We start from the raw sequence: 14,648 nt of genomic DNA on the forward strand, positions 1-14,648 counted from the left end.
AAGGAGTTTAAATTAAAATGAAATTGGAAGATCTGATGTTGAAGACCCCGAAGGTATCAGAGTGGATTACTAACATTAAGCCTACTGAAAGTACCCGCCATCTTGTGACGGGATTATTGTCTTCTTCAAAAACTATCTTCTTGGCAGGGTTGTTTGCAGAAAAAAAGAAGACAATGCTGGTTGTAACCGATACTCTTCATCATGCTGAACAACTTGAAGTTGATTTAAATGAGATTCTTGGTAAGGAAGATGTTTTTTTATTTCCGGTTGAAGAAGCTACTGCTGCCCAAACGGCAACTAGCTCACCTGAGTTTAGAGGTGCAAGAGTACAGGCTTTAAATGCGCTGTGTACGCAAAAAAAAGCTCAAGTTATTATTACTACAGCAGCAGGGTTACGGCGAATTTTACCTCCAGTAGATATTTGGGCAGGCTTAAGGTTAGAGTTGAAGGTCGGACAAGAAGAGGCTTTGGAAGAACTTCCTGCTAAGATAGCTGCACTAGGTTATCAGCGGCAAAAGTTGGTTGATAAGCCCGGAGATTTTGCTATCCGCGGATCGATCGTAGACATTTTTCCATTAAATCAAGTTAATCCAGTTAGAATTGATTTTTTTGATGAGGAAATTGATTCCATCAGGGAGTTTAATGCTGCAGACCAACGAAGTATTCAAAACAAGTCTGATGTCTTAATTTTGCCTGCTAAAGATTTAATTATAACGAAGGAGATGCTTCCTGCTGCACTGCAGCGGATCAACAAAGCTTATAAAAAAGAACAGCAGCGGTTAAAAGAGGTTGAACAGCAGAAACGACTTGAAAGTCACTATCAACAAGTAATGACCGCTTTGAAGCAACTACAAATTATCCCGACAGCTTTGGTGCACAGTGAATTTTTATTCCCACAAAAGAGTAGTTTACTAAATTATCTGGATGAAGATAGTCTAGTGCTTATCGATGATTATCAGCATTTACTAGAAACACAGGAATCACTAAACGTTGAGACTAGTAACTGGATGGTAGAGCAATTAAAACGAGGAACAGTTTTTTCGGGAGAACAATGGACTTTGGATTTACATCCACTTGTCCGCGATGATCGCCATAATGATGTCTTCATGTCTCTTTTTCCAAAGGGGATGGGTCGACTTAGATTTAAGCAGCAGCTTAATTTAACCGTTCGAGCGACGCAGCAGTTCTTTGGACAAATGCCACTTTTAAAAACAGAGATGGACCGTTGGACTCAGCAAAAACAAACAGTAGTCGTTGCTATTCCAGAGAAAGAACGGTTGACGAAGGTTTTACAGACATTAGAAGATTTTGATATTACGGCTATCATGACTGGAACTAGTGCTGTGCAAGAAACAGAAATACAAGTTGTCCAAGGAAATCTGTCTGGTGGTTTTGAATTTCCAGAAGGGCATTTAGTCGTCCTTACGGAACATGAGCTATTTAAGAAAATAGCTAAAAGACGTATCAGACATCAAACGATGGCTAATACGGAGCGCTTAAAAAGCTATACTGAGTTAAAAAAAGGTGACTATGTCGTACACATTAACCATGGTATTGGACGTTTTATGGGAATGAAAACGATGGTGGTAGCTGGAAAACATCAAGATTACCTAACGATTAAATATCGTGATGAGGCTAAACTTTTTATTCCTGTATCACAAATTGATCGTATTCAAAAATATGTTTCTTCAGAGTCAAAAACACCGCATATCAATAAGTTGGGCGGAAGTGAGTGGCATAAAACTAAGAAAAGTGTTGCTGCTAAAATTGAAGATATTGCGGATGAATTAGTGGAATTATATGCGCAGAGAGAGGAAATGAGTGGACACGCTTTTTCCAAGGATAATGACTATCAGACGGAGTTTGAAGATGCATTTCCATACGCTGAGACACCTGATCAGCTGCGTAGTGCTATAGAAATCAAACGTGATATGGAGCAACAGCATCCCATGGATCGTCTATTGATTGGAGATGTCGGTTATGGAAAAACCGAAGTGGCTTTACGTGCAGCTTTTAAAGCGATCCAGGATAGAAAACAAGTTGCTTTCTTAGTTCCAACGACTGTTCTTGCACAGCAACATTATGAAACGATGCTTAGCCGTTTTGAAGGTTTCCCAGTTAGTGTCGGGATTTTATCACGTTTTAGCTCGTCCAAGCAGATTAAACAAACTTTAAACGATCTTAGGACTGGAACCTTAGATATTATTGTTGGGACGCACCGTCTTCTCTCACAAGATGTTAAATTTGCCGATTTAGGATTACTATTAGTCGATGAAGAACAGCGCTTTGGGGTTAAACATAAAGAACGGTTGAAGAAACTAAAAGCACAGGTTGATGTTTTAACACTAACAGCAACGCCGATCCCACGAACACTGAATATGTCAATGTTAGGGGTTCGAGATCTTTCAGTAATTGAAACGGCACCTATGAATCGGTATCCTATCCAGACTTACGTGATTGAGCAGAATTATGGAACAATTGTTGATGCAATTGAACGAGAGCTTGATCGTGGTGGACAGGTTTTTTATCTTCATAATCGGGTAGCTGATATTGAAAAAGTTGTCAGTGAATTAAAAGCGCTGATACCAGATGCACGAATTGCTTATATTCATGGACAGATGACCGAAGTTCAACTTGAACGAGTATTAGTTGATTTTATTGCCGGAGAGTATGATGTATTAGTGACCACGACTATTATTGAGACAGGGGTTGATATCCCTAATGTTAATACATTGTTGGTTGAAAATGCTGACCATATGGGATTAGCTCAGCTCTACCAGTTAAGAGGTCGTGTTGGTCGAAGTAATCGTGTTGCGTATGCTTATTTTATGTACCAACAAAATAAGGTTTTGACAGAAATCAGCGAGAAACGGCTTGAAGCTATTAAGGATTTTACAGAACTGGGCTCGGGATTTAAAATAGCGATGCGTGATCTATCGATCAGAGGAGCGGGGAATCTATTAGGAAAGCAGCAGCATGGTTTTATTGATTCCGTCGGATATGATTTATATACCCAGATGTTAAAGGATGCTGTTTCTAAGAAGCAAGGGAAAGCTAAACGACCACGAACTGACTGTGAAATCAATTTGGAACTGGAAGCATATCTGCCAACTGCTTATATCGATGACCAGCGTCAAAAAATCGAGATGTATAAGCGTATTCGAAGTTTTGAAAGTAAGGCGCAGTATGAAGAAGTCCAAACGGATCTAATAGACCGTTTTGGTGACTATCCAGCAGAAGTAACTAATTTGCTGCAAATTGGGTTGCTGAAAATGAATGCGGATAATGCGTTAATCAAATTAATTACACAAACAAAAAACAAGATAAAAGTAGTTCTTACGCGATCTGCAATGCAATACATCAATGCTAAAGACTTACTTCAAGCTATTTCAAAAACAAAATTACAGGCAACGATTGGTTCAGAGGCAGATGAAATGAGAGTTGTACTTATTATTCAGCCTAAAGATAATATCAATACAATACTGGGAGCACTTCAAAAAATTGTACAATTTTTAGCGCAAGAAGTTTCTGCAAAGCTAGAAAAGGCAACGAGGACTAAGTAGGATGATAAACAGACAAGTCAATAAGATGGTGAAAGGAACAGCTATTTTAACGGTAGCTTCATTACTGGCTAAAATACTAAGTGCCTTTTACCGGATACCGCTTGAAAACTTAGTGGGCAATACCGGCTTTTATATCTATCAGCAAGTTTATCCGCTTTATGGAGTGGGGATGACATTTGCGTTAACTGGTTTTCCAATGTATATTTCGAAGATTATAGCACAACAGGCAAAGCAACAGGCAAAAGACCAAGTTGCTTATGAGCTGCTCCTTCTTTTATCTGTATTAGGCGTAGTAGCTTTTACTGGTCTACAGATTGGAGCAGGTTGGCTAAGCCAAGCAATGGGAGACGGACAATTACAAGTTTTGATCAGGAGTGTATCGTGGATGTACTTGTTGATGCCCTTCCTAGCAGTTGGTCGCGGATACCATCAAGGAGTATTTAACATGGTACCAACGGCCTTATCACAGTTAGTAGAACAAAGCATTAGGGTCGCAGTCATTATTATTGTGGCAGTCTTGGCTGTACGGATGCAATGGTCGCTTTATTACATGGGTGCATGGGCGATGCTAGGCTCAACTTTTGGAGCAATTGGGGCAAGTTTCTTTTTTATTTTATTCTATATTAAACTATTGCATGGTAAACATCAGTTTTCGTGGAGTGAGTTGAAACAGCTCGCTATTCAGTTATTTTCGAGCGGATTAACTATTTGTTTGTTTACGGCAATGATGGTTTTGCTGCAGCTGATTGATTCATTTACTATTAAGGATGCATTACAAAGTTCAGGGTATCATGCGGCAGAAGCGAAAAACTTAAAAGGAATATATGACCGGGCACAACCATTGATCCAGATGGGACTAGTGATTTCAGTGAGTTTTTCAACTACATTATTACCGCTTCTGACAGAGAAATTTATGCAACACAAGATAAAGGAGTTTAAGCAAATTACACAAATGATCATCAGGGTTTGTCTTGGAATTTCGAGTGCTGCAGGAGTAGGGCTGGTAATTTTAATGCCAGAAATAAACACCACCTTATTTGGTGATGCTGTAGGCAGTGGCGCATTAGCTATTTCGATGCTGGCTATTATCTTCGCGACGTTGCTCACGATGTATACGTCTTTTTTACAAAGTCTCGATCAGTATTGGCAGACTTTTTTAGCACTAATCGTTATACTATTAGTTAAGAGTATATCTAATACTTTTTTGGTACGACATTTTGGAATCACAGGGGCAAGTATTGCGACCGTGGTCAGTTTGATAGCAGGATGTTTTGTTTTAAGGAAGACATTACCACAAATGGGTAATTATCTCCTGGGAAGAGATTATTTTTTACTTAAGCTAGGACTAGCTCTTCTTAGTATGACAGTCATTACGCGGGTATATGTTGAACTGCTGGAACGTTATATTTACACAGGACGGTTGGCAAGCACCATTGCTACTGGTGGTGGGGTGCTTCTAGGCGGGATTGTTTTTATTATTTCAGCTAGCAGATTAAAATTATTTACCCCACAAGAATGGGCAAGCATTCCAGGTGGAGCAAGGATCAGTAAATTATTTCAAAGAAAATGAGGTAAAAAAATGCGGATAGATAAGTTTCTAAAAATATCACGGATCGTTAAGCGAAGAACAGTAGCGAAGCAGATTACTGATAAGGGCCGGATAAAGATTAATGGCAAGGTGGCTAAGTCATCTGCTAACGTTGCGCAAGGTGATACCGTGACGATTGGTTTTGGTAATAAAACATTAGAGATAAAGATCAATATGGTTAAGGAAACTGTTAAAAAGGAAGAAGCAGAGCAGCTATATACGGTCCTTTCAGAAAAACGACAGGAAAACTATAATAACTAAAAATGAGTAAATTAATAGACGAAGATTCAACTCATCTGCTATAATCGGCACGAAAGCGCTAATGAAAAGAAGGAAGTGAAAATAGTGGCTGGTGAGCATAAAATAAAAGTTCTGAATAACGATTTTTTTAAGCTGCGTAAACAACAAGCGCAGTTACAAAATCGTAAATTGCGTGTTGAGCGAGTACGTCGTCGTAGGCTCACTGCCATTATTTTAGGTGCAGTAGTTGTTGCACTCTTTTTTGGCTATCAAATAATTAATGCTAGGTTAATGGCACGTTCTTTAAATAATCAGACTCGAGTAGCACAAAAAAAGTTGAATAACGTAAATAGTGAGCAAAAAGATTTAAAAAGAAAAATTAAACGTCTAAATGAACCCGATTATTTGGAAAAGATGATTAGGGAAAAGTATTACTATTCTAAAAAAGGTGAAACGATATACAGTTTTCCCAATGATAAGTCTGCAGGAATTATTGACGGAAAGTAGAAACTTACGCGGGATATCAACATATCGGTTGCATACCTTTTCTCACATGGTATACTGAAGTGTATACAAAATAAGGAGGAGCAACTTTTTTATGTCGATTGAAGTAGGTGCTAAAGTCACTGGTAAGGTTTCTGGAATTACAAGTTTTGGTGCATTCGTTGATTTAGGTGAAAGAAAAAACGGACTGGTGCATATCAGTGAGATATCAGATAGTTATGTTAAGGATATCCATGATGTACTTAGTGTGGGTGATGAAGTAACTGTAAAGGTACTATCTATCGCTGATGATGGAAAGATTAGTCTCTCGATCCGTAAAGCAGTAGATTCTACACAAAGTAAAACGCGTACTTTCAATAAAAGCGAACATAATCATCAAGGCAGCAAACAGCACGCTCATTATAATGGAACAGGTGTGAAAACACACAGTCATCATAGTCAACGTAGTCAAACATATAAAAAATCCGAACCGAAGCCAAAAGATTTTGACTCCTTATTGTCGGGTTTCCTTAAAGAAAGTGAAGCACGCTTAACTTCACTTAAGCGCAATACTGAAGGTAAACGTGGCGGTCGTGGTGGTCGTCGCAGTTAAAAAAGATTAGGAATGGTCGATTGTTGTCTCTTGAGATCTGAGAGGGGACAATCGTTTTTTTAGTGGAATAGGCGGAATGAAGATGAACATGGCACGGGCTTTTGAAGAAACCTTGGTCCAACTAGATTTAAATAAAAAAGTTCTGGTAGCGGTGTCGACAGGAGTTGATTCCATGACTTTGGTTGATTTGTTACTGAGGATTCCTATAAAAAGAAGGCCGCAGCTTTTTATAGCGTACGTTGATCATCGGTTGAGAGAACAGAGTAGTTTAGAGACGGAGTTTATTCAGAAATTTTGTAAGAAAAAATCTTTGACGTTGTTTATAAAAAGATGGGAAGAACATGATCACCCGCAAAGAGGAGTAGAAGCTGCGGCAAGAACTGTAAGATATGATTTCTTTGAAAAAATAATGAGAAAAGAAAAGATTACAGACCTGCTAACTGCACATCATGCGGATGACCAAGCAGAAACTTTCTTAATGAAGCTGGTCCGTGGTGGTGAGTTAAACCAATTGATCGGTATTGAAAGACAGCGCCCTTTCAGAACGGTAGGGAGGCTCTCGCGTCCACTACTTAAATTTTCTAAGCAGGCTATTCGTGAATATGCAGTCAAACACCATTTAAACTACTTTGAAGACTATACGAATCAAGATAATGACTTTTTTCGAAATCGTGTGCGTAACCAAATAATCCCTAGGTTAAAGGAAGAAAATCCACGGTTTTTAGAACATATTGGTAAGTATACAGATCAACTTGAGCAGTTTATCTCTGTCGTTAAGGAAAACGGCTATAAAAAGTTGGCAAGCTTGGAGACAACGCGACAGTGTTATTCGGTTAAGAAGTGGCTGAGCCTTAGTTATAATTGGCAAGAAATTACTTTAAAATTATTATTACAACGGCAAAAAAGGGCTTATTCACAGCAACAGTTGATGCAAATTATGTCGTTATTAAAAAATGACCAAAAACCGCAAGGCTCAATTATACTTGGTCAAAAGGTAATATTTGCTAAGCAGTATGCTTGTTTCTTTTTGAAAAGGCAAAGTTATGAAGCAGATAACGGACTCTTAAGCCAGGAGTTAAAACTTGATCAATGGCATACATTGCCCGGCGGTCTAAAGGTTGGTCTTTTTTTAAATGGAAAGCAGGTAGTAGAAAAGCAAGATGATGTGTTCGTCTTTTCAAATCAAGCCTGCTTACCACTTAAAGTTCGGCATCGTCGTCCGGGTGACACGATTGAAACTAAAGTAGGTCATCAAAAAATCAAAAAGATAATGATTGATGCTAAGTTAACAGCAGAAAAGAGAAAACAAACTTGGCTTGTAACAAGTTGTACAGATCAGGTTATCTGGGTCGTTGGACTAAAAAAATCAGATTTGTCAGAGTGCCGCTCAGATGATAAAATTCAATACATGGTGATTTTTAGGAGAAAATAGGGATGGGGTTAAAATATGAATAATGATATCAAAGAGATCCTTTATACTAAAGAAAACATTAAAGAGGTTGCTGAGAAAATCGGTACTCAATTAACCAAGGATTATGCGGGTAAAAATCCCTTAGTAGTTTGTGTATTGAAGGGTGCTTTTTTGTTCATGGCAGATATTGTCCGCGAGATTAAAACATATGCTGAAATCGATTTTATGGATGTTTCAAGTTACGGAGATGAAACAGAATCGACTGGTGAGATTAAAATTGTTAAAGACCTAGATGTCCCAGTGGAAGGTCGAAATATTTTAATTGTCGAAGATATCATTGATACAGGTAGAACACTGAATTGCTTAGTTGACCTTTTTAATCACCGGAAGGTAGCTTCTGTGAAGATATGTACATTATTGGATAAACCTGATCGACGGGTGAAGGGTATCAGACCTGATTACGTTGGTTTTAAAGTTCCGAATGAGTTTGTGGTGGGATATGGTCTGGACTATCAAGGGCATTATCGCAATCTACCTTATGTTGGTATTTTGAAACCTGCAATTTACGAGAATAATTAATAGTCAATAAAAGTCAAGTATGATATGATTTACTCAATAACGAAAATAATATTAATTGAACTATACGTATGTAGTCAAGGAGGAAACGTATGAACAATAAGAAGAATGGACTTTTTAAAAACAGTCTATTTTATATTGTGATTTTCCTTGGGGTCATGGGGATGTTGTATTACTTCTTCGGTGGTAAGACAAATTCACAATCTCAACAAATCCAATCTAGCCAGTTTGTCACTGAGCTGAGAAAAAATAATGTTAAAGACTTTACAATGCAGCCTTCAGGCAGTACCTACAAAATAACGGGTACATATAAGGAAGCACGCAAAGCTAAAGAGTCTACTGGATTAGGCGGGTTAACTAGTGGCAGTAATAAGGTGAAGTCCTTTACAACAAATGTCTTAACTAATGATGTTGCTGTAAAACAAATTCAGGATTACTCACAGAAAAATGATGTAAAGGTCGGAACTAAGGAAGAAGAGTCAAGCAGTTTATGGCTGCAATTGCTTATTTATCTTTTGCCTGTAGTTTTCTTCATTTTCTTCTTCTACATGATGATGGGACAAGCTGGTCAAGGCGGCGGCAATGGTCGGGTTATGAACTTTGGAAAATCCAAGGCTAAACCGGTTGATAAAAAAGCTAATAAGGTGCGGTTCTCTGATGTTGCCGGTGCAGAGGAAGAAAAGCAGGAATTAGTTGAAGTTGTTGAATTCTTGCGTGATCCACACAAATTTCTTTCTTTGGGAGCTAGAATTCCTTCTGGGGTACTTCTTGAAGGACCTCCAGGAACGGGTAAAACATTACTTGCTAAAGCAGTTGCCGGTGAAGCAGGAGTACCGTTCTTCTCGATTTCCGGTTCTGATTTTGTTGAAATGTTTGTTGGTGTTGGAGCAAGCCGTGTTCGTGATTTATTCGAAAATGCTAAGAAAAACGCACCGTCGATTATCTTTATCGATGAAATCGATGCTGTTGGTCGTCAACGTGGTGCCGGGATGGGTGGCGGCCACGATGAGCGTGAACAGACATTAAACCAGTTACTGGTTGAAATGGATGGTTTTGCGGGTGATGAAGGTGTCATCGTCATGGCCGCAACTAACCGATCGGATGTCTTAGACCCGGCTTTGCTTCGACCAGGACGTTTTGACCGTAAGATTCTTGTCGGTCGACCAGATGTTAAGGGTCGGGAAGCTATTTTGAAAGTTCATGCTAAGAATAAACCGTTGGCAGATGATGTTGATCTGAAGATGGTCGCAAAACAAACACCAGGTTTTGTTGGGGCTGATCTTGAGAACTTGCTAAATGAAGCTGCATTATTGGCAGCACGACGTAATAAGAAAAAAATTGATGCGTCAGATATTGATGAAGCGGAAGATCGTGTTATTGCAGGTCCTGCAAAGCGTGATCGGGTAATCAGTAAAAAGGAACGGCACACTGTTGCTTATCACGAAGCTGGACATACAATTGTTGGTTTAGTTTTAAATGACGCGCGTGTCGTTCATAAAGTAACGATTGTACCGCGTGGACGAGCTGGTGGATATGCAATTATGCTACCTAGAGAAGATCAGATGCTATTATCTAAGCATGATCTTAAAGAGCAAATTGCTGGCTTGATGGGTGGACGAGCTGCTGAAGAAATTATTTATGGTGAACAATCATCAGGTGCTTCGAATGACTTCCAACAGGCGACTCAGTTAGCTCGGGCAATGGTCACAGAATATGGAATGAGTTCAAAACTGGGTCCTGTTCAATATGAAGGTCAAAGTAATATGTTTGCTGGTGGTGGAATGGCTGGGCAACCAAACTATTCAGGACAAACAGCTAATATGATCGATGAAGAAGTTAAGAATTTAGCTGATGAAGGAATGAAGGAAGCTAAAAAGATCATTGAGGAACATCGTAAGCAGCATCGAATTATTGCGGAAGCGTTACTTGAATATGAGACTTTAGATGAAAAACAGATTCTAAGTCTTTTTGAAACAGGTAAGATGCCTGCTAAGAAAGGTGAAGAATTTCCTAGCGAGAAAGCGGCAACTTTTGAAGAATCGAAAGAGGCGCTTGAACGTAAGGAAGCTGCTAAACAAAAACAAGCAGAGGATTCGTCTGATGATGGAAAGGATCAAGATTCAGCTACAGTCACATTTTATCCAAAAGATAAAAACTAGTGTAGCAGGAGAAAATATTCTTTCTAAATGATAAGTTAAATAGGTGAGCAGAATAAAACGGTTGAAAAATTGTTTTATTCTGCTCACTATTTGTTAGAATAAAAAGTGCAGTTAGAAAAGCTTAGAACTTATTTGGAGGAAAAATGAAAGATTATCTTGTAAAAAGTTTAGCATATGAAGGTCAAATTAGAGTTTATGCAATAAAAACAGAAGAGACGATACGTAAAGCTCAAGAAATTCATGCGACACGGAGTGCAGCAACGGCCGCTTTTGGGCGGGCAATTACTGCAACAGCAATGTTAAGTGCTGCATCATTAAAAGGTCAAGAAAAAATGACGGTTAAAATTATGGGCGATGGACCAACTGGAGCAATTGTGGTGGACGGAAATGCACAGGGAAAAGTAAAAGGTTATTTGCAGAATCCACAACTTCATTTTCCTTTGAAAGATAATAAACAAGTTGATGTCCGCGAAGCAATTGGCTCAAAAGGAGTGCTATCAGTAACTAAAGACCTAGGATTAAAAACACCTTTTACAGGACAGGTTCCACTTGTTTCAGGTGAGCTTGGGGAGGACTTTACTTATTATCTAGCAGAATCTGAGCAGATCCCATCTGCGGTTGGTTTGTCAGTTGTACTTGACGAACAAGGAGCTGTAGACGAGGCGGGTGGATTTATGATCCAAGTTATGCCGCAGGTTGAAGATGAAGTGATTTCACAAATTGAGAAAAAACTAGCAACTTTTCCATCGCTCTCAGGACTAATGGTTGAAAAAACAACCCCAGAAGAAATAATTTTTGAATTGTGTGGTAAGGCCAATGTACAAATCCTTGACAAGCTGTCTATTGCATATCAGTGTGATTGTTCGAAAGCACGTTTTGCACGTTCACTTGCAAGTATTGCCCCACGAGATTTAGAGACAATGATTCAAGAAGATCATGGTGCAGAAGCTACTTGCCGTTTTTGCGGTCAGAAGTACCATTTTACTGAAAAAGAGTTAAAAAAGTTAGCTGTGAGCATCAAGTAGTTAAATATGTAGCTTTTTTTTAATGTGTGTTATCATTGCAAAAGTAATTTTGAAAATTAAAATGAGGTGTAAAAATGGAATGGAAAATTGGTGACATTACGATCCCTAACCAAGTTGTTGTTGCCCCTATGGCAGGAGTAACCAATGTTGCTTTTCGAATGATTTGTAAGGAGTTTGGAGCAGGACTAGTCGTCTGTGAAATGATTTCAGATCGGGGAATTCAATTTAGAAATAAAAAAACACTTGGAATGTTGAAATTTGATCCAACGGAACATCCAGTAAGTGTCCAAATTTTTGGCGGAAATAAGGAAACGTTAGTTGAAGCAGCACATTTTATTGAGGAAACAACAGATGTCGATATTATTGATATCAACATGGGCTGCCCTGTTCCCAAAGTAACTAAAGCGGAAGCAGGAGCTCGTTGGCTGCTTGATCCAGACAAAGTCTATGAGATGGTTCATGCAGTTGTTGAGGCTTGTAGCAAACCGGTTACTGTTAAAATGCGAACAGGCTGGGATGCTGATCACATCTTTGCAGTTGAAAATGCATTAGCTGCAGAAGAGGCTGGGGCAGCAGCACTAGCAATGCATGGGCGAACTCGAAAACAATTATATACAGGTCATGCAGATTGGGGGATCCTAAAGGATGTTGCAGATCATCTGACTAAGATCCCGTTTATCGGTAACGGTGATGTTAAGACTCCACAGGATGCTAAAAAAATGCTAGAAGATGTTGGTGCAGATGCGGTAATGATCGGGCGTGCAGCCTTGGGGAATCCTTGGATCGTGAAGCAAACAGCTGAGTTTTTGGCTGGTGAAGTAGTTGTTCCTGAACCAACTGCTGAACAAAAGATTCAGGTGGCAAAAGAACACCTGCACAGACTAGTTTTGTTGAAAGGTGAAATTGTCGGACCGAAAGAATTTAGAAGTCAAGCAGCTTATTATTTAAAAGGCATTCCGCGGTCCGCCCGTGCTAAAGCAGCTTTAAATTCGGCTGATACAGAAAATGAGATGCACAAGATTTTTGATGATTTCTTAAGTGACCTACTAGAACGCGCGGAAAGAAGACGCAATCGAAGTTTACAGATAAAATAGATTTGCTTTTTGCGTGTTAAGTTGGCAATATAGTAAGAGAAGAGATTTTTTTGGAGGGATTAATTTGGCAAAGGAACAGAATTTAAATGATCAGCTTCGTGTACGGCGGGAGAAAATGCAGGAATTAAGAGACAAGGGAATTGACCCTTTTGGACATCGTTTTGAGAGAACGGCAATGTCACAAGAATTACATGACAAATACGACGATGAATCGAAAGAAGAACTAGAAAGTAAAGGAATCAAAGAAACAATCGCAGGTAGAATGGTCGCTAAGAGAGGTAAAGGCAAAGTTGGTTTTGCAGATATTAAAGATCGTGATGGCCGAATTCAAATTTATGTGCGGAAAGATGTTCTTGGGGAAGAAAAATACTATATTTTTAAGCGGTCTGATATAGGTGACCATATGGGCTTCACTGGAGATGTTATTAAGACTGATATGGGAGAATTAACACTCCGTGTAACGGATATTACTTTTCTTTCTAAAGCACTGCGTCCTTTGCCAGATAAATTCCATGGATTGCAAAATGTAGAACAAATTTATCGTCAACGTTATTTAGACTTGATTTCAAATCAAGAAAGTTTTGATCGTTTTATGAAGCGTAGCCAGATTATAACCGCTATAAGAAAGTATCTGGATGAACAACGCTTTACGGAAGTCGAAACACCAGTGTTGCATAATCAGGCGGGTGGAGCGTCGGCTCGTCCGTTTAAAACTTATCATAATGCCCTTGATATTTCGCTTTATCTGCGCATCGCCTTAGAATTACACTTGAAGAGACTAATCGTTGGTGGTATGGAACGGGTTTATGAAATTGGCCGAGTTTTCCGTAATGAAGGAATTGATACTAAACATAATCCTGAATTTACAATGCTTGAATCTTACGCAGCTTATTTTGATTTTAAAGATGTGATGGATGAAACAGAAGGGATCTTTAAGGCTGCTGCAAAAGTTGTCACGGATAATGGTATTGTTACATATCAAGGAAATAAAGTCGATTTCAATAAACCTTTCTGTCGCTTGCATATGGTAGATGCCATTAAGAATGAAACTGGGATTGATTTTTGGAAACCAATGACACTTGATGAAGCAAGAAAAGTTGCCGATGCTAATAATGTTCATTATGAAGATTACTGGAAGGTAGGACACATCATCAATGCCTTTTTTGATGAATTCTGCGAAGATAAGTTAGTGAATCCAACGTTCGTATATGGGCATCCAGTGGAAGTTTCACCATTAGCTAAGAAAAATGCTGATGATCCACGCTTTACTGACCGGTTTGAGATGTTTATTGTAGGAAGCGAGTTTGCCAATGCTTTTACCGAATTAAATGATCCGCTTGATCAGCGTGCACGTTTTGAAGCTCAAGTTAAGGAACGTGAAGAAGGAAATGATGAGGCTGAAGGAATAGATGAAGACTACATTGAAGCATTGGAATACGGAATGCCACCAACTGGTGGACTAGGTGTGGGAATTGATCGGTTAGTAATGTTAATGACTGATGCACCGTCAATTCGTGATGTATTGTTATTCCCAACTCGCCGACCAGAAGATAATCAATAGCTTCATATAGTAAAAAACTAATAAAAGAGCTTTATGATGAGTACATTTACTTGTGATAAGGCTCTTTTTTTGTGACTAGGTACGGTGGATGACTACATAGAGAAGACTGTAAATGGAAAGAAATAGTTAGTAAATGGAATAAGGCAAAATTTATAGTTGCTATTTTCTTAATTCATGATATACTATAAAAGTTGGTTGTTGAGATGTGTTGCTTTTATTTATCGGATTAAAAAAAGCTTGCATTTTGAACTGACAGCTGGTATAATTTTAAGTGTTGTGATATTCAAGTAGATCTTTGAAAACTGAACAAAGTTTCGACAAATCAAATGTGTAGG

General features: G+C 38.8%; 11 protein-coding genes. All 11 read left to right on the forward strand.

Annotated features, from left to right (window positions below; translation table 11 throughout):
- The first annotated feature begins 17 nt into the window (after nucleotides 1-17).
- The 11 genes from mfd (at nucleotide 18) to lysS (ending at nucleotide 14,313) form a co-directional block, all read left to right on the forward strand.
- On the forward strand, nucleotides 18-3,563 hold the full coding sequence (gene mfd, locus FC81_RS04870; protein ID WP_057743636.1) for a transcription-repair coupling factor: 3,546 nt from the start codon (nucleotides 18-20) through the stop codon (nucleotides 3,561-3,563).
- A 1-nt stretch (nucleotide 3,564) separates the two neighbouring features.
- Nucleotides 3,565-5,133, forward strand: coding sequence for a polysaccharide biosynthesis protein (locus FC81_RS04875; protein WP_057743639.1), 1,569 nt, complete (start codon nucleotides 3,565-3,567; stop codon nucleotides 5,131-5,133).
- A gap of 9 nt (nucleotides 5,134-5,142) precedes the next feature.
- A complete protein-coding gene (locus tag FC81_RS04880) occupies nucleotides 5,143-5,412 on the forward strand; it encodes an RNA-binding S4 domain-containing protein (RefSeq protein WP_057743642.1) in 270 nt (89 codons plus the stop codon).
- Nucleotides 5,413-5,496: 84 nt separating this feature from the next.
- The gene (locus FC81_RS04885; protein WP_057743644.1) at nucleotides 5,497-5,898 is read left to right on the forward strand and encodes an FtsB family cell division protein; all 402 of its coding nucleotides are present in this window, start codon (nucleotides 5,497-5,499) and stop codon (nucleotides 5,896-5,898) included.
- A gap of 91 nt (nucleotides 5,899-5,989) precedes the next feature.
- Entirely contained in the window at nucleotides 5,990-6,487 is a 498-nt protein-coding gene (locus FC81_RS04890) for a S1 domain-containing RNA-binding protein (RefSeq protein ID WP_057743647.1), read from the forward strand.
- A gap of 82 nt (nucleotides 6,488-6,569) precedes the next feature.
- Nucleotides 6,570-7,919 (forward strand): tRNA lysidine(34) synthetase TilS, encoded by a 1,350-nt coding sequence (gene tilS, locus FC81_RS04895; RefSeq protein WP_057743650.1) that lies wholly within the window; start codon nucleotides 6,570-6,572, stop codon nucleotides 7,917-7,919.
- Nucleotides 7,920-7,934: 15 nt separating this feature from the next.
- Nucleotides 7,935-8,477 carry a hypoxanthine phosphoribosyltransferase gene (hpt, locus tag FC81_RS04900; protein WP_057743653.1) on the forward strand — a complete coding sequence of 181 codons (543 nt, stop codon included), beginning with the start codon at nucleotides 7,935-7,937 and terminating at the stop codon, nucleotides 8,475-8,477.
- A gap of 89 nt (nucleotides 8,478-8,566) precedes the next feature.
- On the forward strand, nucleotides 8,567-10,633 hold the full coding sequence (ftsH, locus tag FC81_RS04905; protein ID WP_057743656.1) for an ATP-dependent zinc metalloprotease FtsH: 2,067 nt from the start codon (nucleotides 8,567-8,569) through the stop codon (nucleotides 10,631-10,633).
- Between the two features lie 143 nt (nucleotides 10,634-10,776).
- Entirely contained in the window at nucleotides 10,777-11,658 is an 882-nt protein-coding gene (gene hslO / locus FC81_RS04910; protein WP_057743659.1) for an Hsp33 family molecular chaperone HslO, read from the forward strand.
- 74 nt (nucleotides 11,659-11,732) lie between these two features.
- Nucleotides 11,733-12,752: a tRNA dihydrouridine synthase DusB gene (gene dusB, locus FC81_RS04915; RefSeq protein ID WP_057743663.1), complete on the forward strand. Its 1,020-nt coding sequence runs from the start codon at nucleotides 11,733-11,735 to the stop codon at nucleotides 12,750-12,752.
- A gap of 64 nt (nucleotides 12,753-12,816) precedes the next feature.
- Entirely contained in the window at nucleotides 12,817-14,313 is a 1,497-nt protein-coding gene (lysS, locus tag FC81_RS04920) for a lysine--tRNA ligase (RefSeq protein WP_057743666.1), read from the forward strand.
- Nucleotides 14,314-14,648: the final 335 nt, after the last annotated feature.

This window comes from Liquorilactobacillus capillatus DSM 19910 (assembly GCF_001434915.1).
In the GTDB taxonomy this organism is placed as follows: Bacteria; Bacillota; Bacilli; order Lactobacillales; family Lactobacillaceae; genus Liquorilactobacillus; species Liquorilactobacillus capillatus.

Coding starts and splice junctions, on each gene's coding strand:
- mfd (WP_057743636.1), top strand. CDS start 18: ATGAAATTGGAAGATCTGATGTTGAAGACCCCGAAGGTATCAGAGTGG.
- FC81_RS04875 (WP_057743639.1), top strand. CDS start 3,565: ATGATAAACAGACAAGTCAATAAGATGGTGAAAGGAACAGCTATTTTA.
- FC81_RS04880 (WP_057743642.1), top strand. CDS start 5,143: ATGCGGATAGATAAGTTTCTAAAAATATCACGGATCGTTAAGCGAAGA.
- FC81_RS04890 (WP_057743647.1), top strand. CDS start 5,990: ATGTCGATTGAAGTAGGTGCTAAAGTCACTGGTAAGGTTTCTGGAATT.
- tilS (WP_057743650.1), top strand. CDS start 6,570: ATGAACATGGCACGGGCTTTTGAAGAAACCTTGGTCCAACTAGATTTA.
- hpt (WP_057743653.1), top strand. CDS start 7,935: ATGAATAATGATATCAAAGAGATCCTTTATACTAAAGAAAACATTAAA.
- ftsH (WP_057743656.1), top strand. CDS start 8,567: ATGAACAATAAGAAGAATGGACTTTTTAAAAACAGTCTATTTTATATT.
- hslO (WP_057743659.1), top strand. CDS start 10,777: ATGAAAGATTATCTTGTAAAAAGTTTAGCATATGAAGGTCAAATTAGA.
- dusB (WP_057743663.1), top strand. CDS start 11,733: ATGGAATGGAAAATTGGTGACATTACGATCCCTAACCAAGTTGTTGTT.